Here is a 20530-nt window from a genome sequence, read left to right as displayed (position 1 = left end):
ACGCCCACCGTGGCGCCACAATGGCCCGATGCACAGGTCCAATGACGGCGAGCCCGACCAGTCCATAACCGGGCGGGGACCGGAAGCGGCCGGCCGGGCGGCGGGCGGGGCGGCGGGCGGGGCGGACTTCCTGCAGCTCGACGCCGCCGACGCGCCGCCCGGCGGCATGGCCGGCTGGCTCGCGCGGCGGCTGCGCGAGGCGATCGGCGACGGCCGTCTGCCCGTCGGCAGCCGGCTGCCCGCCACCCGCGTCCTGGCCGCGGACCTGCGGGTGTCGCGCGGCGTGGTCACCGACGCCTACCAGCGGCTCATCGACGACGGCCACGTCGCCGGCCGCGGCCGCGCCGGCACCATCGTCGTCGCCACACCCCTCACCGCCCCACCGCACCCGCCGGCCGGAACACCCGCCCCCGCATCAGCCGAGGGCAAGCCGGTGTTCCCCGAGCGGCCGGGCGCCGAGGTGTTCGACGCGCTGCGCGCCGCACCCGCCCGCATCGACCTGACACCCGGCGTCCCCGACCTGGCCGCGTTCCCGCGCACGGCGTGGCTGCGCGCCGAACGCCGCGTCCTGTCCGAACTCGCCGCACCGTCCTTCGGCTACGGCGACCCGCGCGGCACTCCCGCGCTGCGCACCGCCGTCGCCGGCTGGCTCGCCCGCAACCGCGGCATCCGCGCCGACCCCGCCGGCATCGTCATCGTCGCCGGCACCGCCCAGGCCCTCGGCCTGCTGTCGGAGGTGCTGCGCGGCGCCGATCCGGGCATCGACGCCGTCGCCGTCGAGGACCCCGGCTCCCTGGGCACCCGCCAGCACCTGAACCACCGGGGGATGCGCACCCCGCCCGTGCCCGTCGACGACCACGGCGTCCGCGTCGACGCGCTGCGCCGCACCGGCGCCCCCGCCGTCCTGCTCACCCCCGCCCACCAGTTCCCCGCCGGCACCGTCCTGCACGGCACCCGCCGCCGCGAGCTCATGGACTGGGCCGGCGACGGCGGCCTGGTCATCGAGGACGACTACGACGCCGAGCACCGCTACGACCGGCCGCCCGTCCCCGCGCTGCACGCCATGCTGCCCGACCGCGTCTTCTACGCCGGCAGCGTCTCCAAGCTGCTGGCGCCCGCGCTGCGGACCGGCTGGGTCATCGCCCCGCCCCGCCACCGCGACGCGCTCGTGGACGCCAAACGCTTCGCCGACCTCGGCAACGCCGCGCTGCCCCAGCTGGTGCTGGCCGACCTGATGGACTCGGGGGAGATGGAACGGCAGCTGCGGACGCTGCGCCGCCGCCACCGCGCCCGCCGCGACGCGATGATCGCCGCGATCCGGGCGCGGCTGCCCGGCGCGGTCGTGCACGGCGCCGCCGCCGGGCTGCACCTGCTCGTCACCTTCCCGGCGCGTCCCGGGCTGCGGGACGGCGACCTTGCGGCCGCCGCCCTCGAGCGCGGCGTGAAGACCCAGCCGCTGTCCTGGCATGCGCAGCGGCCCGCGCCGCCCGGCCTGGTCCTCGGCTACGCCGCCACCGCCCCCTCCGTCATCGACGACGGGATCACCGCGATCGCCGCCGCCCTGCGCGACCTCACCTGACCCCGCCCCCGGGCCGCGCCAGCCGTGCGGACGGTCGGGGGTCAGGCGGCGGCGAGGAGTTCGGCGTCCCACAGGTCCCGGTACGGGCCCGGCGCCGCCACCAGCTCCTCGTGCCGGCCGCGCTGCACCACCCGGCCGCGGTCCATCACCACCACCTCCTCCGCCGCGCCCAACGCCGCCAACCGATGCGTGACCAGCAGCAGCGTCCCGCCGCCCGGCGCCTCCAGCAGGTCCCGCACGACCGCGTCGGCCATCACCGGGTCCAGCGCCTCGGCCGGTTCGTCCAGCAGCAGCACCGGCGGGTCGGCCAGCAGCGCCCGCGCCAGCAGCAGCCGCTGCCGCTGCCCGCCCGACAACCCGTGCCCGCCGGTCCCGACCGCGGTGTCCCACCCGTCCGGCAGCGCCCGCACCACCTCCAGGAACCGCGCCCGCCGCGCCGCCGCCTCCAGCTCGCCGTCGCTCGCGTCCGGACGCGCCAGCAGCAGGTTCGCGCGCACCGACCCCGCGAACACGTGCGCGTCCTGCATCAGACCCCGCACCGCGCCCGGCACGTCCTCGGTGCCGTAGCGGGACGCGTCGCGCCCGCCGAGCAGAACCGCGCCCGCCGACGGCGCCACCTCACCCGCCACCGCCGCCAGCAGCGTGCTCTTGCCCGCGCCGCTGGCGCCCACCACCGCCACGCGCCGGCCCCGCTCCACCCGCAGATCCACACCGTCCAGCGCCGCCGGGCCGCGATCCGCCGAACCGCGGCCCGCTGCGGGGTAGGAGACGTGCACGCCCAGCAGCTCGACCGCCAGCGGCCCCGGCGGCACCGCCACCGGACGCGACGGGCGCGGCGCCGGGGGAGCGGCCAGCACCTCCTCCACGCGCCGCACCGCCGGCCGCACCTCCCGGAACCGCTGCGCAGCCCCCGCCAGCGGCAGCACCGACTCCACCGCCACCAGCGCCGACAACCCCGCCACCGCCGCACCCACCTGCCCCGCGCCGCCTCCCAGAGCCGCCCACGCGACCGCCGCCACCGTGCACCCCTGCACCGCCACACCCGCGCCCGCCACCAGCGCCGACACCCGCGCCGCCGCACTCTCGGCCCGCCGCAGCCCCGCCGCGGCCGTCCCGGCGGCCGCAGCGAACCGGCCGTCCGCACCGAACACCGCCAGATCCGCCGCGCCCTCCAGAACGTCCAACGCCCGCACCGCCAACTCCTCACGCCCCGCAGCGACCCGCGCCGCCGCACGGCCGGACGACCGCGCCGCCACCGCCGCCAGCACCGGCCCCGCCACCACCAGACCGGCCGCCAGCACCACCGCCGCCGCCGGTGCCACCAGCGCGCACACCACCACACCCACGACCCCGCACACCACCGCGGCGACCCCCGGCAGCACGCACCGCAGCAGCAGGTCCTGCACCGCCTCCACGTCCGACACCATCCGGGTCAACACCCCGCCGTCCCGCAGCCCGGCATCCGCCCGCCGCCGCGCCGCCAGCGCGTCGAACACCCGCCCCCGCAGCTCCGCCAGCGCCCGCAACGTCGCGTCATGCCCCGCCAGCCGTTCCACGTACCGCAGCGACCCCTTCGCCAGCGCCAGACCCCGCACCGCCACGATCGCCACCGACAGCACCGCCAGCTCCGGACGCTGCGACGCCCGCGCGATCAGCCACGCCGCCGTCGCCACCAGCCCCAGCCCGCACACCTCCGCCGCCACGCCCGCCAGCGCCGCCGCCACCAGCCGCGCCGCATGCGGACGCACCGCGCCCCACATCCCCTTCACGCCGCCCTCCCTTCCGCGCCGACACCCACCGGGGCGGGCTCGAGCAGCCGGCCGCCCTCCACCCGCACCACCCGGTCCGCCAGCGACAGCAACGCCGGACGATGCGCCACCACCAGCGCCGTCCGCCCCTCCAGCAGCCGCGCCGCACCCTGCACCAGCGCCTGCTCACTGGCCACGTCCAGCCGCGCCGTCGGCTCGTCCAGCAGCATCACCGGACCACCCGCCAGATACGCCCGCGCCACCGCCAGCCGCTGACGCTGCCCCGCCGACACCCCCGCACCGCCCTCGCCCAGCACCGTCGCATACCCCCGCGGCATCTCCGCGACGAACCCTTCGGCGACCGCCGCCCGCGCCGCCTCCACCACCCGCTCCATCCCCGCGCCCGGAACACCGAGCCGGATGTTGTCGGCGACCGACGCCGCGAACAGATGCGGACGCTGCGGCACCCACCCCAGACACCGCCGCCACGCCATCGGATCCAGCTCCGCCAAATCGACGCCGTCCACCAGCACCCGCCCCGACACCGGCACGACCAGACCCGCCACCACCAGCAGCAACGTCGACTTCCCCGCACCCGACGGCCCCGTCACCGCAACCCGCTCACCCGCCCCGACCCGCAACGACACCTCCTCCAGCGCCGCCCGCTCCGCACCCGGATACCGCACCGTCACCCGATCCAGCACGATCTCCGGCACACCCCCGCCCACCACGGCCCGGCCCCCGGACGGCGCCGCCGGCGCGTCCAGCACCGCGAACGCCTCCTCGGCCGCCGCGACCCCCTCCGCACTGGCATGGAACCGCGCCCCCAACGCCCGCAACGGCAGATACGCCTCCGGCGTCAGCACCAGCACCAGCAGCCCCGTCGACAACGCCATCCCACCCTCCAGCAGCCGCAACCCCACCGGCACCGCCACCACGGCCACCGACAACGCGCACACCAGCTCCAGCACCAGCGACGACAGGAACGCCACCCGCAGCGCCCCCGTCGTCGCCCGCCGATGCTCCTCCGCCAGCGCCCGCACCACCCCCGACTGATGCCCCGTCCGCCCGAACCCCCGCAACGTCGAAAGCCCCGCCACCACATCCCGGAAATGCCCGCCGAGCCGATGCAGCGACGCCCACTGCCGCCCCGTCAACGCCGCCGTCCGCAACCCCACCAGCGCACCGAACACCGGCACCAGCGGCAACGTCACCAGCACCACCACCGCCGACGCCCAGTCCGCCACCGCCAACCGCGCCACCACCAGCACCGGGACCACGCACGCCGCCAGCAACTGCGGCACATAACCGGTGAAGAACGGATCCACCGCGTCCAGCCCCCGCGTCAGCAACGTCACCCGCGCCCCCGCATCGGCCGCACCGCCTTCCAGCAGCGCCTCCCGCAGCCCCCGCTTCACCTCGGCCGCCGCACGCCCCGCCACCAGCGACGACACCCACGCCAGCACCGCCCGGCCCGCCACCGCCGCCACCAGCCACGGCAGCAACCCCGCGTCCAGGCCCGCCACCGCCCGCGCCAGCAGACCCGCCGCCACCACCAGCAGCACACCCTGCCCCGCCGCCAGCACACCCAGCCCCACCAGCACCGGACGGGGGACCAGCCGCAGCAGACGCCGCTCCACACCCTTCACCGCGACCACCGCCTCACAGATACGAGGGGGAGTCCACACGCCCCCAGAACGTCCGCCACACCAGCGCCTGCGATGCCGCCAGCAACGGCAGCAGCACCACCGCCGCCACCGCCGTCAACGACAACCCGCCGCCCTCCGCGACCACCTCCGACCACGGCAACCGCGACCCCGCCACCACCAACGCCACGACCAGCACCAACGCCGACACCCCGTACCGGCCACGGCCCCGCTCCGTCCGCGCCGCCAGCTCACCGGCCAGCCGCAGCCGCGCGAACCCCGCACCATGCCACGCGAACAGCACCACCAGCGGCAACCCCAGCACGCTTCCCGCGTTCAAACCCCCGCCGCCCAGCACCGACCCCAGCAGCGACGCCCACGCCAACCCCAGCGCCCAACTCCCCGCCACGACCGCGCCGTCGCACACCGACCGCCAGCCCGCCGCGTCCACCCGCCCCCGCAGCCACAGCCCCATGTCCCGCACGACCCACCCGACCAGCAGCACCACCGCCACCGGATACAGCTCCTCCAGCAGCCGGTGCTCCAACCCCGGGAACGCCCCCGCCACCAGACCCGCCGACGCCACCAGCCACACCTCGTTCCCGAGGAAGAACGGCGCGAACGAGGCGATCACCACCCGCCGCTCCCGCTGGTCCCGCCCCAGCCACGGCAGCAGCATCCCCACCCCGATATCGGCACCCGCCAGCACCAGATACCCGCCGGCGAACACCGCCAGCAGCACGACCGCCAGAGACTCCATCACACGCACTCCCTCACACCGTCACCGGAACCGAGAATCAGAACGACGCCGACACCGCCGGCGCGGACGGAGCCACCGGGGGAGCGGCCCCCAGCGCCGCCCCGTCCGGCCCCCGCCGCGCGAACCGCGCCAGCAGCCACGCGTTCACCGCCACCAGCACCGCGAACAGCGCCGTGAACACCCCGAACGACACCGCGATCGTCCCCGACCCCACCCCGGGCGACAGCGCGTCCCGCGTCTTCAGCACCCCGTACACCATCCACGGCTGCCGCCCCACCTCGCGGAACACCCAGCCCGCCAGCATCGCCACATAGGGGAGCGGCACCGCGCAGACCATCACCACGTGGAACACCCGGCCCCGCACCAGCCACCGGCCCCACCACACCTTCACCAGCGCCACCACCGCCAGCAGCAGCATCAGCGACCACAGCCCCTCCATGACCGCCTCACCGACACCCGCCATCCCCGGCGGCATGTAGTCGTCCGGCCCGAACCGCGCCGTGAACCGCGCCACCGCCGCCGCCGCGTCCCCGCCACCGGTCTTCGTCGGCTGCAGGTACTGGTACTGCATCCCCCCGACGATCACCACCGGCATCACCGACGCGATCACCGTCACCAGCCCGATCCGCATCGACCGCCGGAAGAACTCCACCTCCGCCGTTCGGCGCAGCAGGTGATAACCGCTCACCCCCGCCATGAAGAACCCCGCCGTCAAAAGCCCCCCGAACAGCACATGACCGAACGCCAGCACCGCCGTCGGATTCCCCAGCAGCGCCCCCGCATCCGTCAGCCGCGCCGCACCGTCCCGCATCTCGTAACCCACCGGACGCTGCAACCAGCCATTGGCCACCAGCACGAAATACGCCGACAGGTAAGCCGTCAGCGTCACCACCCAGATCAGCGCCAGATGCACCCACCGGTTCAGCCGATCCCACCCGAAGATCCACAACCCCAGGAACGTCGACTCGACGAAGAACGCCCCGATCGTCTCCAGCGCGAGCGGCGCCCCGAACACCCCTCCCGTCATCCGCGACATCCCCGCCCAGTTCAACCCGAACTGGAACTCCATCACCAGCCCCGTGACGATCCCCACCGCGTAATTCACCACGTACAACTGACCCCAGAAACGCGTCATCCGCGCATGCACCGCACTGCCCGACAACGTCGCCCGCGTCTGCATCAACGCCACCAGCGTCGCCAACCCGAGCGTCAACGCGACGAACAGGAAATGCGAACCGGCCGTCAACGCGAACTGCATCCGCGCCAGCACCAACGGGTCCATCAGCACAACCCCCACGAAGGATCGACGGAAACCACGACACGATCCTCGGCCCCCGCACCCCCGCCGCGAATCCTGCGCAAGCCCGGAACCGCACTGCGCCTTTCGCGTACCGGCCCCCCGCCCCCTACACCCCGGGATGTACAACACCGCCCCGCCTACTCCCACCGGAGAAGACCACCCCGCCCCATCGCCGCGGCGAGCGTCCTACTGTCGGCACCGCCCGATACCGTTCACGCCGAACACCCGCACCAGGGGAGCGCCACCATGACCACGCTGCCGGACCGCCCCAACACCGCCCTGCTCGTCATCGACATCCAGAACGGCGTCATGGCCGACGCCCACCAGCGCGACACCGTCATCGCCAACATCGCCGCCCTCGTCGACAAAGCCCGCACCCAAGACGCCCCCGTCATTTGGGTCCAGCACTCCGACGAACACCTCACCAAAGGCAGCGACGCCTGGCAGTACGTACCGGAACTGGCGCGCCACGAAACCGAACCGCTCCTGCACAAGACCTACGGCGACGCCTTCGAGGACACCGACCTGGAAGGCGTCCTCGCCGCGGCCGCGATCGGGCGACTCATCGTCACCGGCGCCGAGACCGACGCGTGCATCCGCTCCACGATCCACAGCGCGTTCACCCGCGGCTACGACGTGACCCTCGTCGGTGACGCCCACACCACCCAGGACCAGAGCGCGTGGGGCGCGCCGCCTCCCGAGCAGGTCATCGCCCACACCAACCTCTACTGGAGCGACCACCGGGCGCCCGGCCGCACCGCCGCCGTCACCGACGCCGAGAGCATCGCCTTCACAAGCTGAACCCAGGCCGATCCAGGGGGAGTGGCGGCTCGGCCTCCGCACCACGGTGACCGGACGCAGGTGATGGTCAACCCGGGGGAGCGGGACGTGGGCAGGGCCCCTCAGGTGGTGTTGCCTGCTTGCCGGCCTCGCCGCCGCGTCGCGCGCTCATCAACGCGACATCGCCGCCGGTGTGCACGGTCTGGCAGAACGAGCACAGGCTGGCCGAGTTGAACTCGCGCGCCTTGCCGGGCGCGGACGCGAATCGCAGCGCGATCCCGGTGAGCCGTTCGCCCGTCTCGGCGACCAGGTACGCGCAGTCGGGCGCGTTGGGGTCTCGCCAGTCGAGGAAGTCGAGCTCGTCCCAGGGCGACTGCGGGAACTCCTTGGGGAGGGCCGCGGCACGGGCAACGGGTTATCGGGCCCGCGAGGGCGGTCGATGACCCCTACTTAACATAATGCTCATTATCGACCATCTGCAGGAGCTGGGACGAAAGGGGCGTCGGACGGCAGAACGGCGTGTGCGTGGGTCACTGCGGGCGCACCGCGATCCAGAAACGGTCCCCGCCGCGGCGCCGACCGTCCGGCACGCCGCCGTTGGCCTGGATGACGCGGCGCGACGGCTCGTTGCCGGCCGCGCACGTCAGCAGGACGCGCTCCAGGCCGAGCCGCCGGCATTCGGCGATCCCTTCGGCGAGCATCGCCGTCGCATGGCCCTGGCGGCGCCACGGCGTGACGACGTGGTAGCCGATGTGCCCGCCGGCTTCGGCGAGTTCGGGTGTCAGCCGATGCCGGATGATCAAGGTGCCGACATAGTGCTCGCCGGACACGTACCAGAACGTGCTGCACGGCACGCCCCATCGGCGCCTGACTGCTCCGACGCGTGCGACGAAGGCGTCGAAGTCCCTGGCGGCGTCGTCGAGCGTCCGCGACCAGTCGTCGGTCGCGCCCTCGGCGAGACGGTCGGCTCGCTCGCCCGCGAGGAACGAGGCGCGCACCACCACCGTCGGCCGGACGAGTCGAGGCGGTCGGTCGAGTTCGGGCATATGCCGTCATCCTCCTCCCCGACTCGAGCCCGTGGAAGGCGCCCCGCTCCCCGGCCATGGCTGTGCAGGAAGACACCAGATGATCAAGGTCGCAGCCCGCGCTCGCCGTCGGTGGACGGGGCCTGCCGTGGGGCTTGCAGTGAGATGTCCCTTTCAGATCTCAAACCAGACAGAATCCAGCTTCTGTCTGGTTTGCGTTATTTATCCCTTTATAGGCGATTCGATGGCGGCCGTGTGCGTGGTCTCTAAGGTGATCGGCATGACCGTGCTGCGCTCGATCGCTCTGTTCCTGCTGGCCGCGCTCGCCGAGATCGGCGGCGCGTGGCTGGTGTGGCAGGGCTGGCGGGAGCATCGCGGGCCGCTCTGGATCGCGGCGGGCGTGGCCGCCCTCGGAGCGTACGGGTTCGTGGCGACGTTGCAGCCCTCCCCCGACTTCGGCCGGATCCTGGCCGCGTACGGCGGTGTGTTCGTCGCGGGATCGCTGGCGTGGGGCGTGGTCGTCGACGGGTTCCGGCCGGACCGGTGGGACCTCGCCGGCGCGCTGGTCTGCCTGGCCGGCGTCGCGTTGATCATGTATGCGCCGCGCTCGTGACGTGGCGTGACGTGGTGTCAGGCGGCGATGAGGTCGGTGAAGCGCAGGGCGTTGCGGACGGCCGCTCCCCCGGGGTCGTTGTTGAAGTAGACGTAGGCGTCGTCGGCGCCGTCCAGGCGGTCGGCCCAGGCGTGCAGCGTGTCGTCGTCGTAGTGGGGCCAGGGATTGGCGGGGCCTTCGTGGAAGCGCAGGTAGAGCCAGCCGGTGGTGCGCCATAGGGGTGTGAGGGCCTGGCCGAGGCGGTCGGCCCAGCAGAGGGCGGCGCCGTGGTGTTCCAGGACGCGGCGGACGTCGGCGGTCCACCAGGTGGGGTGGCGTGGTTCGACGGCGACGCGGACGCCGTCGGGGAATCGGCGCAGGCAGGCGTCGAGGCGGTCGGGTGCGGCCTGCAGGGTGGGCGGGAGCTGCAGTAGGACGGGGCCGAGTTTGCCGCCGAGGCCGGCGGCGGCGTTCATGAGGCGGGCGACGGGTTCTGCGGGGTCGTTGAGGCGTTTCATGTGGGTGAGGTAGCGGCTGGCTTTGACGGCCATGACGAAGCCGGGCGGGGTGTTGTCTCGCCAGGCTTCGAAGGTGCCGCGTTTGGGGAGCCGGTAGAAGGCGTTGTTGTTCTCGACCGTGGTGAAGACTTCGCTGTAGCGCTGCAGCCAGGCGCGTTGCGGGAGGCCGGTCGGGTAGAGGACGTCGCGCCAGTCGGTGTACTGCCAGCCGGATGTGCCGATGAGCACGGGCCGCTCCTCTCCCCCGGGTGTCGGGTGCGGTGGTCCTACCCGGCTGGGGGCGGTTTTGTCGGTGGCGGGTTGTAGCGTGCGGCGGGTGCGTCCTGCCGATCTTGAGCGTGTGACCGTGGCCGAGGCCGTGGACCGTTATGCGGAGATGGTCCGGGCGAAGTGTTCGACGGGTGCGTTGGCGCCGGCGTCGGCGGAGTTGTACGCGCGGGACGTGGTGACGTTCGCGGAGCTGGCGGGTGCGGATCGGGTGCTGGACGATCTGACGGGCGGGGACGTCGATGAGGTGCTGCTGGCGTTCGCTCGCAAGCCGGACGGGCGGCGTCGTGCGGGGCCGGGGCCGGGGGCGGGGCCGGGTGGTGGGGCGTTGCAGAGCGCGTCGTCGCAGGCGCGGTTCCGGCGGTCGCTGTCGGCGTTCTTCAAGTACGCGGTGGTGGCGGGGTGGGTGCAGCTGGATCCGATGGTGGCGGTGACGGTGCGGCCGAAGCATCGGGGCGGGTTGCGGGCGGAGCGGCGGGCTTTGACGGTGGAGCAGGCGGAGGGGTTGCTGGGGGCGGCGCGGGAGATGGCGGACGCGGGTCCGGCGCCGCGGCGGCGGGTGGATCAGCGGACGGAGTTGCGGGACGGGTTGATCGTGTTGCTGCTGGCGGCGGTGGGGCCGCGGGTGTCGGAGTTGACGCGGGCGAATGCGGAGGACTTCTTCGTCAACGGGGGGATGCGGTATTGGCGGATTTTCGGGAAGGGCGGGCGGACGCGGGATGTGCCGCTTCCTCGTCCGGTGGTGGAGGTGCTGGACGCGTATGTGGCGGAGGGGCGGGTGCTGCTGGATCGGGGGGTGGAGTCGCGGGCGTTGCTGTTGTCGTGGCGGGGGCGGCGGTTGGCGCGGGGTGATGTGCAGGCGGTGATCGATCGGGTGCTGGAGGGGGTGGAGCCGGGGCGGCGGCGGAGTGTGACGCCGCATGGGCTGCGGCATACGACGGCGACGCATCTGCTGGCGGCGGCGACGGACATGGATGCGGTGCGGCGGGTGCTGGGGCATTCGGATCTGTCGACGTTGGGGCGGTACCGGGATGAGCTGCCGGGTGAGTTGGAGGCGGCGATGCGGGTGCATCCGCTGTTGGGGCCGGTGGAGCGGGGGTGATCGGCCTCTCCCCCGGCCCGGTGGTCATAGGAGGGTGCGGGCGAGGGTGTAGGCGGCGGTGAGGTCGGTGCCGCGGTAGTCGAGGGCGGCGATGCCGGCGAGGTGGTGGTCGGCGTTGACGGCGATGGTGTTGGTGAGGTGGCGGAAGAGGGGTGCGTCGGACATGGAGTCGCCGTAGGCCAGGCATTGGTCGGTGGTGAGGTCGTGGTGGGTGCGGAGTTCTTCGGCGATGCGGACTTTGTCGTCGGGGGTGAGGATGCCGGTGGTGTCGAGGGGTGCGGTGGTGAACGGGAGTGGGGGGAACCGGGAGGCGATGACGTGGTCGAAGCCGAGGTCGAGGAGGTGGCGGGCGAAGAAGTCGGGCGACATGGTGATGACGGCGGAGTGTTCGCCGCGTGCGCGGATGTCGGCGCAGACGTCGGGGATGCCGGTGAGCCAGGGGCTCGCGGTGTAGGCGGCGGTGACGTGGTCGGGGGTGAGGTGGTGCCAGAGGCGGTGGATCTCGGTGGAGAAGGCGCGGGTGTCGAGGGTGCCGGCGGCGAAACGGGCTTCGAGGGCGTGGAGTTCGGTGAGGGTGCCGAGGTGGCGTGCGAGTTGGAGGTTGGCGGTGGTGCCGGTGAGGAGGGTGCCGTCCATGTCGAAGATGTGCAGGTGTGTCACGTGATGTGAGTTTGCTGGAGGACGGGGGTGGTGCGCGAACCGGTTTCGTTGCGGCGGTGGGTGCCGAAGGGCGGGGTCGGTGGGTGTCTTTCGGGGGGTTCGCCGGCGGTGCGGGTTTCCTAGCGTCGGGTGGCATGGATGCGATCTTGGATTTCCTGGGCTCGGCGGTGTCGTCGCCGTGGTTCTGCCTGGCGCTGTTCGCGGTGGCGCTGCTGGACGGGTTCTTCCCGGTGGTGCCGAGCGAGAGCATGGTGATCACGGGCGGGGTGTACGCGGCGTCGGGTTCGCCGGATCTGGCGCTGGTGGTGGTGTCGGCGGCGGCGGGCGCGTTCGCCGGTGATCATGTGGCGTATCTGCTGGGGCGGGGGCCGGGCGGGCGGTTGCTGCGGCGGGCGCGGCCGGGGACGCGCCGGCATGGGGCGCTGGTGCGGGCGGCGGGCGCGCTGGCGGAGCGCGGCGGGCTGGTGCTGGTGGTGGCGCGGTACGTGCCGGGCGGGCGGACGGCGGTGACGGTGACGATGGGCGCCGTGGGTTTCCCGTTGCGGCGGTTCTCGCTGTTCGCGGGGGTGGCGGCGGTGTCGTGGGGGCTGTACGGCGGGCTGCTGGGTTATGTGGGCGGTGCGGCGTTCGAGGAGGACCCGGTGAAGGGCGTGGCGGTGGGCCTGGGGCTGGCGTTGTCGGTGACGGGTGCGGTGGAGGGGGTGCGCTGGGTGCGGGGCCGCCGGCGGGGGCGCGGGGGCGCCGCGGTGGAGGCGGGCGGGGTGGAGGCGGGCGGGGTCGTCCGTGCGGAGGGGCGGTAGGGCTGTCTTTGGTAGGGGGTGCGGGGCCGACTTCCGGGTGATGCGCGGTGTTTGTGGCGCGGGCGATCGTGTGGACGTGCCAAGCTCTACGGGATGGTGAACGTGGGGTGAACTTCGGCGGTCGGTCCGGTGCCGGTTCGGGGTGCCGGGCGGTCGTCTGGATGGTGAGGGAGAGCATGCAGGCGCCAGATTTCAGCGTCCAGCTGTACCGGGATGTGACCGAGTGGGCGTGGGGTACGCCGTCGTGGGTGCATTCGGTGGCGGACGTGGGGACCAACGCGGGGCTGCTGTTGTTCGCGGTGCTGTTCGTCGCGGGCTGGTGGCGGGCGCGGGGCCTGGACGCGCGGGCGATGGGGCTGGCGTTGTCGGCGCCGTTCGCGATGGTGGCGGCGTATCTGGTGAGCGAGGTGTCGAAGGACTTCCTGCAGGAGGAGCGGCCGTGCCGGGCGGTGTCGGGGGCGGTGCACATCGCGTCGTGTCCGCCGCCCGGGGACTGGTCGTTCCCGAGCAACCACGCGACGATCGCCGCGGCGTCGGCGGCGGCGCTGGTGGTGGTGTGGCGGGCCCTGGCTCCGCTGGTGCTGCCGCTGGCGGCGCTGATGGCGTTCTCGCGGGTGTTCGTGGGCGTGCATTACCCGCATGACGTGGCGGCGGGGTTCTGCGTGGGCGTGCTGGTCGCTCCGGTGGTGGCGCTGGTGCTGGTGCGGGCGGCCGAGCCGCTGGTGGATTTCATGCGGGGTTTCTCGGTGGGGTCGGTGCTGCTCGGGGTGCGTCCGGTGCCTGCGGTGGCGGGTGCGGGGCACGGTGGCAGGCACGGCGGCGGGCTTGGTGTCGGCGGGCGTGGTGGCCGGCCGGTGCCGGCGGCCGCGGCGGGTGCGACGCGGGTGGACGATGCGGCGGTGACGATGCCGGACGTGATGGGCGGTGTGCGGGGTGTCGGCGGTCCCGGCGGTCCCGGCGGTCCGGGTGGTGCGGTGGGGCGGCATCACAGGCCGGGTTCGTAGCGTCTGCGGGTGTGGGCGGGCCGTTCCGGTGGTGGCACCGGGGCGGCCCGTTGCGTTGTCCGGGCGGTGCTGGCGAAGGCGGTGCCGGTTCCCTGCCGAAAGTAGGGGTCGCGGGGTGGCGTTCGGGCACTGTGGGGCCGCTCCCCCGCCGCCTAGGTTCTGGCTTTGTCGGGATGCCGGAGCCGGAAGGGGCGATGTGGTGATCACTTTGCGCGGGTTGACGAAGCGATACGGGGACAGGACGGCGGTGGACGGCCTGTCGCTGGAGGTGGCGGCCGGGAAGGTGACGGGCTTCCTGGGGCCGAACGGGGCGGGCAAGTCCACGACGATGCGGATGGTGGTGGGGCTGGACCGTCCGAGCGCGGGGGCGGCGCTGGTGGGCGGCCGCCGGTATGCCGAGTTCCGGCATCCGCTACGTGAGGTGGGGGCGCTGCTGGACGCGAAGGCGGTGCATCCGGGGCGGTCGGCGCGGCGGCATCTGCTGGCGATGGCGCGCAGCAACGGGATCGCGGCGGGCCGGGTGGAGGAGGTGCTCGGGCTGGTGGGTCTGGAGGAGGTGGCCGGGAAGCGGGCGGGGTCGTTCTCGCTGGGGATGGGGCAGCGGCTGGGGATCGCGGGTGCGCTGCTCGGGGATCCGGGGGTGCTGCTGTTCGACGAGCCGGTGAACGGGCTGGATCCGGACGGGGTGCTGTGGGTGCGGGGGCTGATGCGGTCGCTGGCGGCGGAGGGCCGGACGGTGTTCGTGTCGTCGCATCTGATGAGCGAGATGCAGCTGACGGCGGACCGGCTGGTGGTGATCGGCAAGGGCCGGTTGATCGCGGACGCGCCGGTGGCGGAGGTGATCGCGTCGAGTTCGCGGAACGCGGTGCGGGTGCGCAGCCCGCGGGCCGCGGAGCTGGCGGCGCGCCTGGAGGCGGCTCACGGTGCGGTGGTCCACGGCGGGCCGGCCGATGGCGGGCCGGCTGATGGTGCGGCGGGGCGCGGGGGCGTCGAGGCGGTGCGGGTGTCGGCGGAGGAGCTGGTGGTGACGGGCCTGCCGGTGGATCGGGTCGGGTGGGCGGCGTTCGAGGCGCGGGTTCCGTTGCTGGAGCTGCGCGAGGAGAGGGCATCGCTGGAGGAGGCGTACATGGAGCTGACGGGGACGAGCGTGGAGTACGGCGCGGGGGTGCGGGCGTGATGGCGGCGACGGTGCGGGCGCGGTCGGGCCGGGACGGCCGGGACGGCGGGGCCGAGCGGACGGGCGGCGGGATGCCGGGGGCGGTCGCGGCGGAGTGGACGAAGCTGTGGTCGCTGCGGTCGACGTGGTGGGGCCTTGCGTCGGCGGTCGTGCTGATGGGGCTGATGTGCCTGGTCCTGGCGTCGTCGACGGTGTCGAACAACACCAATGAGGTGGCGTCGGACGATCAGGGGGTGGTGTCGGTGAGCGGGGTCGCGATCTCGGCGCTGGACATGGTCCAGTTCGTGGTGGTGGCGGTCGCGATCCTGGTGATCACCGGTGAGTACGCGACGGGCGGGATCCGGTCGACGTTGCAGTGGGTGCCGCGGCGCGGGCGGATGCTGATGGCCAAGGCGGTGGTGCTGGCCGCGGTGACGCTGCCCGCGGGGGTGGTGCTGGGTGTGGTCGGGACGGCGGTGGCCGGTCCGGTGCTGGGTGAGTGGGGCCGGTTCCGGGCGGTGGTGTTCGTCGACGACGCGCTGCAGGCCGGGGTGTACCTGGCGCTGGTGTCGGTGCTGGTGCTGGGGCTCGGGGCGATGCTGCGGAGCACGGCGGGGACGCTGACGACGGCGTTCCTGTTCCTGCTGGTGGTGCCGATGCTGCTGGTGAACGCCGGTTCGAGCGTGGGGCGCCGGGCGGCGGACGTGCTGCCGAGCGGTGCGGGGCGGCATTTCATGAGCGGGGACGGCCCGTATCCGGCGGGTGTCGGTGCGGTGATCCTGGCGGCGTGGGCGGTGGCGGCGTTGTGGGGCGGTGTGCTGGTGCTGCGCCGCCGGGACGCCTGACCCGTCCTGGTATGCGGCCAGGGGGCCGTCGCACCGAAGTCGGGTGCGGCGGCCCCCTGGCCGTGCCGGGTGCAGGGGTGTGTCAGGGGGTGGTGTCGTGGACGAGTCCGGCTTCGTGGGCGAGGACGGCGGCCTGGACGCGGTTGCGGACGTCCAGGCGGGTGAGGATGGCGCTGACGTAGGCCTTGACGGTGCCCTCGACGACGTGGAGGCGGTCGGCGATCTCGGCGTTGGACAGGCCGGCGCCGAGCAGGGCGAGGACCTGCCGTTCGCGGGGGGTGAGTCCTTCGGTGCGGCGGCGGGCGGCGGCGCCGGCGGCCATGCGGCCTCCGGACAGCTCGGTGATGACGCGGTGGGCGACCTTGGGCGACAGGAACGCGGCGCCGGCGGCGACGGCGCGGACGCCGGCGATGAGCTCGTGGGGGTCGCCGGACTTGAGCAGGAAACCGCTGGCGCCGCCGGTGAGGGCGCGGGCGATGTACTCGTCCTCGCCGAAGGTGGTGAGCATCGCGACGGCGGTGGCGGGGGCGGCGCGGCGCAGCTCGTCGGCGGCGGTGAGGCCGTCCATGCGGGGCATGCGGATGTCCAGGAGGGCGACGTCGGGGTGGTGGGCGAGGGCGAGGTCGACGGCCTCGCGGCCGTCGCCGGCCTCGGCGACGACGTCGATGCCGGGGTCGGCGGACAGGATGGCGCGGACTCCCGCGCGGATCATGGCCTCGTCGTCGGCGAGCAGGACGCGGATCACTCGGTGCCTTTCGTGGCGGGGTCGGCGGTGCTGTAGGTGTTCTTGGCGGTGAGGCGGCCGTCGGTGAAGCACAGCCGGTACAGGTGGCCGGTGCCGAGCAGGTCGGCGGTGGGGCGGTAGTAGCGGCAGTGGGCGCCGGGCGGTTCGGGGACGCGGGCGCGGACGGTGCCGGCCTCGGTGGCCTGGACGGGCGGCAGGAGGGGTTCGACGTGCTCGCGGGTGTCGCCGACGCGCAGGGCGGCGTAGTCGGCGGCGGGCAGGACGGAGTTGAGGGTGGCGTAGGTGTAGTAGCCGAGGATGACGGCGACGAGGGCGGCGATGAGCGCGGCGGGGACGGCGATGGCGGTGATGAGGCCGCGGCGGACCTGGCGGCGTTCGCGTTCCAGGTGCCGGGCGGACTCGGAGGGGCCGTCGGGGGCGTCCAGGGGGCGGGGGCCGGGCGGCGGGGTCTCGGGCAGGACGGCGCGGACGGTGAAGCCGCCGCCGGGGGCGGGTGCGGCGTGCAGGGTGCCGCCGGCGAGGCGGGCGCGTTCGGTGAGTCCGGTGAGTCCGTGGCCGCCGCCGGGCGGCAGGAGGGCGGGGCCTGCGGGCGGGGCGTCGTTGGCGACGGTGACGACGACCGCGGGCGCCGCGCCGGGCTCGGGGCCGGGGCCGGGGCCGGTGTCGTGGCGGGTGAGGGTAACGGTGATGGGGGCGCCGGGGGCGTGCTTGGCGGCGTTGGTGATGGCCTCCTGCACGATGCGGTGCGCGGCGAGCGCGATCATCGGCGGGAGGGCGCCGGGGGCGGGGCCGGCGGTGGTGTCCAGGTGGACGGGGACGCCGGAGGCGCGGGCGCGTTCGACGAGGTCGTGGACGCTCTCGTGGACGGGCCGGGCGGCGGTGTCGGGCCCGGCGGGGGGCGGGGTCTCCCCCGCGGCGGCGCGGCGGGCGGTGTCGTCGCGCAGGATCCCGATGATCTCGCGGAGCTGCTCGGTGGCGTCGGCGGCGCCGGCGCGCAGGTCGGCGGCGGCGGCGCGGTGCCGGTCCTGCAGGCCGGGGGCGACCTGCAGGGCGCCGGCGCGCACGGCGATGAGGGCCAGGGCGTGGCCGAGGGAGTCGTGCATGTCCTGGGCGATGCGGGCGCGTTCGCGCAGGCGTTCGCGTTCGGCGGTGATGCGCTGCTCGCGTTCGAGGCGTTCGGCGCGTTCCCAGCCGGCGTGCAGGAGTTCGCGGTGCTGCTTCCAGTAGCGGCCGACGAGCCAGGGCAGCACGCCGAGCAGCACCAGCCAGATCGTCAGGGGGAACCAGGTGGTGACGTCGATGCCGCGGGCGATGTTGAGCAGGGTGCCGGCGGCGAACACGGCGGTGAAGACCCACAGTACGGGGCGGGCGCGGCGCGTCCGCATGCCGGTCAGGTAGGACATGACGGGCATCGCGAAGGCGAAGTTGCCGTGCACCGCGATGAGGGCGATGGCGGTGAGCAGCGCGGCGGTCGGGCGGGTCCGCGACAGCGCGACGGCGGCGGCCAGGACGCCGAGCGCGGCGATCCGCAGCCACCAGGACGGGGCGGCGGGCGCGACCGGGGAGGCCAGGTCGAACGCGGCGGGCGCCGCCAGGACCGCCCACAGCGCGGTGTCCTTGGCCAGCAGGGACCGGGGCCGGTGCAGCACGGCGCGGGCGTCGGCGCGGACGGCTCGGGTCACCGTGCGTGCCGCGGCATGGACGGCGGGCGTGCGGGTGCCGGGGCGGGCGTGCGGCGCCGTGTCCCGCTCCCCCGGTCGCTGCGGGACGGTGGTGGCCGGGTCGTTCACCCGGCCCACGGTACAAGCCGGTGATCTGCGGTGATACTGCCGAAAGTCAGGGGCCGCTACGGTGGGGCGGGTGAGCGTGCCTTCGCCGCGTCGCGGGCGTCCCGCCCCGCCGAGCCCGCCGCCGAGCCCGCCGCCGAGCCCGTGGTCGCGGCCGTGGTCGGCGCGGTCCCGGGAGGAGTGGGGCCGCCGGTGGGGGCGCGGCCGGGCCGGCGAGGTGGTACCGGCGGTGGCGGCGCTGGTGGTCACGGTGGTGATGAGCGCGGTCGCGGTCAAGCCCGGGGACCGTTCGCTGTGGCCGGGCGGGCTGGCGCTGATCGCGGTGACGACGCTGGCGCTGGTGTGGCGGCGCCGGCATCCGGTGGCGCTGCTGGTGGTGGCGACCGTGGTGCCGCCGCTGTACTACCCGCTGGGGTATCCGGACGGGCCGATCGCGTTCGTGTTCCTGGTGGCGCTGTTCAACGCCGCGGTGGAGTGCCGGCTCGCGGTGTCGCTGGGCGCGGTGATCGTGGTGAACGCGGGGTTCCTGACCACCTCGGCGGTGCGGGGCGGGGACGGCGGCGATCCGGACGCGGTGGCGGATCCGCGGGGTGTGGCGTCGCTGTCGCTGGCGCTGCTGGTGACGATCGGGATCGGGCAGTACGTGCGGGGGCGGCGGATCCGGCTCGAGGAGGCCGAGCGGCGCGCCGCCGAGGCCGAGCGGGGCCGGGAGGAGGAGGCGCTGCGGCGGGAGGCGCAGGAGCGGCTGCGGATCGCGCGGGAGCTGCACGACGTGCTGGCGCACCAGATCTCGCTGATCAACGTGCAGGCGGGTGCGGCGCTGCACCGGCGCGACGATCCGGCGCGGGCGTACTCGGCGCTGGAGGCGATCAAGGCGGCGAGCCGGCAGACGCTGCGGGAGCTGCGCGGGGTGCTGGGGGTGCTGCGGCAGGTCGACGGGCCGGGCGGGGCGGGGCCGGTGGAGCCGGTTCCGTCGCTGGCGCGGGTCGGTGAGCTGCTGGAGCGGACGCGGGCCGCGGGGCTGCGGGTGCGGCGCGCCGGCGACCTCGCCGACACCGGCGGCGGTGAGGGTGAGGGCGGTGAGGGTGAGGGCGGTGAGGGTGAGGGCGGCGGGGTGCTGGCGGCGGTGCCGGCGCCGGTGGGGCTGGCGGGGTACCGGATCGTGCAGGAGGCGCTGACCAACGTCGTCCGGCATGCGGGGGCGGGGTCGGTGACGGTGGAGGTGCGGTGCACGGCGGACGCGGTGATCGTTCAGATCGACGATGATGGTGCGGGCCCGCCGCGGGACCCGGACGGGCCCGGCGGGCGGTCGCGGGGTAACGGGCTGCGCGGCATGCGGGAGCGGGCGGCGGCGGTCGGCGGGGAGCTGGCCGCGGGCCCGCGGCCGGGCGGCGGGTTCCGGGTGCGGGCGCGGCTGCCGCTGGACGCCTCGTCCGGTGGCGGGCGGGAACGCGACGAGGGAGCGGGAGAACAGGTGGCGGACGGCGAGCCGATGCGGGAGGACACGTGATCCGGGTGGCGCTGGCCGACGACCAGACCCTCGTGCGGGCGGGGTTCCGGTCGATTCTGGAGGGCGAGGACGACATCGAGATCGTCGCCGAGGCCGGGGACGGTGAGCGGGCGGTGCGGGTCGCGCGGGAGCTGCGTCCCGACGTGGTGCTGATGGACGTGCGGATGCCGGTGCTGGACGGGCTGGAGGCGACCCGGCGGATCGTCACCGATCCGGCGCTGGACGGCGTCAAGGTGGTGATCTTGACGACGTTCGACCTGGACGACTACGTGTACGGGGCGATCAAGGCGGGGGCGAGCGGGTTCCTGGTGAAGGACACCGAGCCGCCGGAGCTGATCCACGGGGTGCGGGTGGTGGCGCGGGGTGACGCGCTGCTGGCGCCGGCGGTGACGCGGCGGCTGATCGCCGAGTTCGCCTCCCGGATCACCGCGCCGCCGCCCGCGGTGGAGCTGGACGCGCTGACGGCGCGGGAGCGGGAGGTGCTGGAGCTGGTCGCGCAGGGGCTGTCGAACGAGGAGATCGCGGGGCGGCTGGTGCTGTCGCCGGCGACCGCGAAGACGCACGTCAGCCGTATCCTGGCCAAGCTCGGGGCGCGGGACCGGGCGCAGCTGGTGGTGCTGGCCTACGAGTCGGGGATGATCCGTCCCGGCTGGCTCGGCTGACCCCGCCGCCCCCGGGGGCCCGGGCCGGGGGTGCAACGGGAGGG

Annotated in this window: 19 protein-coding genes and 1 pseudogene; 10 read left to right on the top strand and 10 right to left on the bottom strand. The window is 74.5% G+C overall.

Annotated elements, in window-relative coordinates:
• Window positions 1–28 precede the first annotated feature (28 nt).
• Entirely contained in the window at window positions 29–1579 is a 1551-nt protein-coding gene (gene pdxR / locus J4709_RS25260) for a MocR-like pyridoxine biosynthesis transcription factor PdxR (RefSeq protein ID WP_208244269.1), read from the top strand.
• Window positions 1580–1620: 41 nt separating this feature from the next.
• Here the strand turns inward: pdxR and cydC are convergent, their stop codons facing one another.
• From cydC to J4709_RS25240, 4 genes are read right to left on the bottom strand one after another with little or no spacing between them, the layout of a single operon-like run.
• Window positions 1621–3339, bottom strand: coding sequence for a thiol reductant ABC exporter subunit CydC (gene cydC / locus J4709_RS25255; RefSeq protein WP_208244323.1), 1719 nt, complete (start codon window positions 3337–3339; stop codon window positions 1621–1623).
• A 5-nt stretch (window positions 3340–3344) separates the two neighbouring features.
• Window positions 3345–4985 (bottom strand): thiol reductant ABC exporter subunit CydD, encoded by a 1641-nt coding sequence (gene cydD / locus J4709_RS25250; protein ID WP_307801530.1) that lies wholly within the window; start codon window positions 4983–4985, stop codon window positions 3345–3347.
• A 4-nt stretch (window positions 4986–4989) separates the two neighbouring features.
• Window positions 4990–5733 carry a cytochrome d ubiquinol oxidase subunit II gene (locus J4709_RS25245; protein WP_232384004.1) on the bottom strand — a complete coding sequence of 248 codons (744 nt, stop codon included), beginning with the start codon at window positions 5731–5733 and terminating at the stop codon, window positions 4990–4992.
• Window positions 5734–5770: 37 nt separating this feature from the next.
• The gene (locus J4709_RS25240) at window positions 5771–6958 is read right to left on the bottom strand and encodes a cytochrome ubiquinol oxidase subunit I (protein WP_372442148.1); all 1188 of its coding nucleotides are present in this window, start codon (window positions 6956–6958) and stop codon (window positions 5771–5773) included.
• A 321-nt stretch (window positions 6959–7279) separates the two neighbouring features.
• Here J4709_RS25240 and J4709_RS25235 point away from each other — a divergent pair, with 321 nt between their 5' ends.
• Entirely contained in the window at window positions 7280–7834 is a 555-nt protein-coding gene (locus J4709_RS25235) for a cysteine hydrolase family protein (RefSeq protein WP_208244267.1), read from the top strand.
• 67 nt (window positions 7835–7901) lie between these two features.
• Here the strand turns inward: J4709_RS25235 and J4709_RS56195 are convergent.
• Both J4709_RS56195 and J4709_RS25225 read right to left on the bottom strand, forming a co-directional pair.
• A pseudogene (locus J4709_RS56195) lies at window positions 7902–8207 on the bottom strand (FBP domain-containing protein); the annotation flags it as partial.
• A 136-nt stretch (window positions 8208–8343) separates the two neighbouring features.
• The gene (locus J4709_RS25225; RefSeq protein WP_208244266.1) at window positions 8344–8859 is read right to left on the bottom strand and encodes a GNAT family N-acetyltransferase; all 516 of its coding nucleotides are present in this window, start codon (window positions 8857–8859) and stop codon (window positions 8344–8346) included.
• Window positions 8860–9118: 259 nt separating this feature from the next.
• On the opposite strand from J4709_RS25225, the gene J4709_RS25220 reads away from it, so the two are divergent.
• Window positions 9119–9451, top strand: coding sequence for a YnfA family protein (locus tag J4709_RS25220; protein ID WP_208244265.1), 333 nt, complete (start codon window positions 9119–9121; stop codon window positions 9449–9451).
• 17 nt (window positions 9452–9468) lie between these two features.
• Here the strand turns inward: J4709_RS25220 and J4709_RS25215 are convergent, their stop codons facing one another.
• The gene (locus J4709_RS25215; protein WP_307801528.1) at window positions 9469–10176 is read right to left on the bottom strand and encodes a DUF72 domain-containing protein; all 708 of its coding nucleotides are present in this window, start codon (window positions 10174–10176) and stop codon (window positions 9469–9471) included.
• Window positions 10177–10288: 112 nt separating this feature from the next.
• Between J4709_RS25215 and J4709_RS25210 the strand changes: the two genes are divergently transcribed.
• Window positions 10289–11317, top strand: coding sequence for a tyrosine-type recombinase/integrase (locus J4709_RS25210; RefSeq protein ID WP_307801526.1), 1029 nt, complete (start codon window positions 10289–10291; stop codon window positions 11315–11317).
• A 24-nt stretch (window positions 11318–11341) separates the two neighbouring features.
• On the opposite strand, the gene J4709_RS25205 is transcribed toward J4709_RS25210, so the two are convergent.
• On the bottom strand, window positions 11342–11977 hold the full coding sequence (locus tag J4709_RS25205) for an HAD family hydrolase (protein WP_208244263.1): 636 nt from the start codon (window positions 11975–11977) through the stop codon (window positions 11342–11344).
• 134 nt (window positions 11978–12111) lie between these two features.
• On the opposite strand from J4709_RS25205, the gene J4709_RS25200 reads away from it, so the two are divergent.
• The 4 genes from J4709_RS25200 to J4709_RS25185 all read left to right on the top strand — a co-directional run bounded on the left by J4709_RS25200 (window position 12112) and on the right by J4709_RS25185 (window position 15782).
• Window positions 12112–12777: a DedA family protein gene (locus J4709_RS25200; RefSeq protein ID WP_208244262.1), complete on the top strand. Its 666-nt coding sequence runs from the start codon at window positions 12112–12114 to the stop codon at window positions 12775–12777.
• 176 nt (window positions 12778–12953) lie between these two features.
• Window positions 12954–13781 (top strand): phosphatase PAP2 family protein, encoded by an 828-nt coding sequence (locus tag J4709_RS25195; protein ID WP_208244261.1) that lies wholly within the window; start codon window positions 12954–12956, stop codon window positions 13779–13781.
• 199 nt (window positions 13782–13980) lie between these two features.
• The gene (locus tag J4709_RS25190; protein ID WP_208244260.1) at window positions 13981–14958 is read left to right on the top strand and encodes an ABC transporter ATP-binding protein; all 978 of its coding nucleotides are present in this window, start codon (window positions 13981–13983) and stop codon (window positions 14956–14958) included.
• Complete coding sequence (locus J4709_RS25185) at window positions 14958–15782, top strand: ABC transporter permease (RefSeq protein WP_208244259.1); 825 nt, start codon at window positions 14958–14960, stop codon at window positions 15780–15782. Before J4709_RS25190 ends, J4709_RS25185 begins: the two co-directional genes overlap by 1 nt.
• Before the next feature lie 82 nt (window positions 15783–15864).
• Here the strand turns inward: J4709_RS25185 and J4709_RS25180 are convergent, their stop codons facing one another.
• Together J4709_RS25180 and J4709_RS54890 are read right to left on the bottom strand one after the other, a co-directional pair.
• Window positions 15865–16527, bottom strand: coding sequence for a response regulator (locus J4709_RS25180; RefSeq protein WP_208244258.1), 663 nt, complete (start codon window positions 16525–16527; stop codon window positions 15865–15867).
• On the bottom strand, window positions 16524–18317 hold the full coding sequence (locus J4709_RS54890; RefSeq protein ID WP_208244257.1) for a histidine kinase: 1794 nt from the start codon (window positions 18315–18317) through the stop codon (window positions 16524–16526). The genes J4709_RS25180 and J4709_RS54890 overlap by 4 nt, the downstream gene beginning before the upstream one ends.
• Before the next feature lie 70 nt (window positions 18318–18387).
• On the opposite strand from J4709_RS54890, the gene J4709_RS54885 reads away from it, so the two are divergent.
• Together J4709_RS54885 and J4709_RS25165 are read left to right on the top strand one after the other, a co-directional pair.
• Entirely contained in the window at window positions 18388–19824 is a 1437-nt protein-coding gene (locus tag J4709_RS54885; RefSeq protein WP_307801525.1) for a sensor histidine kinase, read from the top strand.
• Window positions 19821–20486 carry a response regulator gene (locus J4709_RS25165; protein ID WP_173092688.1) on the top strand — a complete coding sequence of 222 codons (666 nt, stop codon included), beginning with the start codon at window positions 19821–19823 and terminating at the stop codon, window positions 20484–20486. The genes J4709_RS54885 and J4709_RS25165 overlap by 4 nt, the downstream gene beginning before the upstream one ends.
• The last annotated feature ends 44 nt before the right edge of the window (window positions 20487–20530 follow it).

Origin of the sequence: Actinomadura violacea, assembly GCF_017573465.1 — a bacterium.
GTDB lineage: Bacteria > Actinomycetota > Actinomycetes > Streptosporangiales > Streptosporangiaceae > Spirillospora > Spirillospora violacea.
The sequence above is the reverse complement of the archived record's forward strand: the minus strand, read 5'-3'. Positions and strand labels throughout refer to the sequence as shown.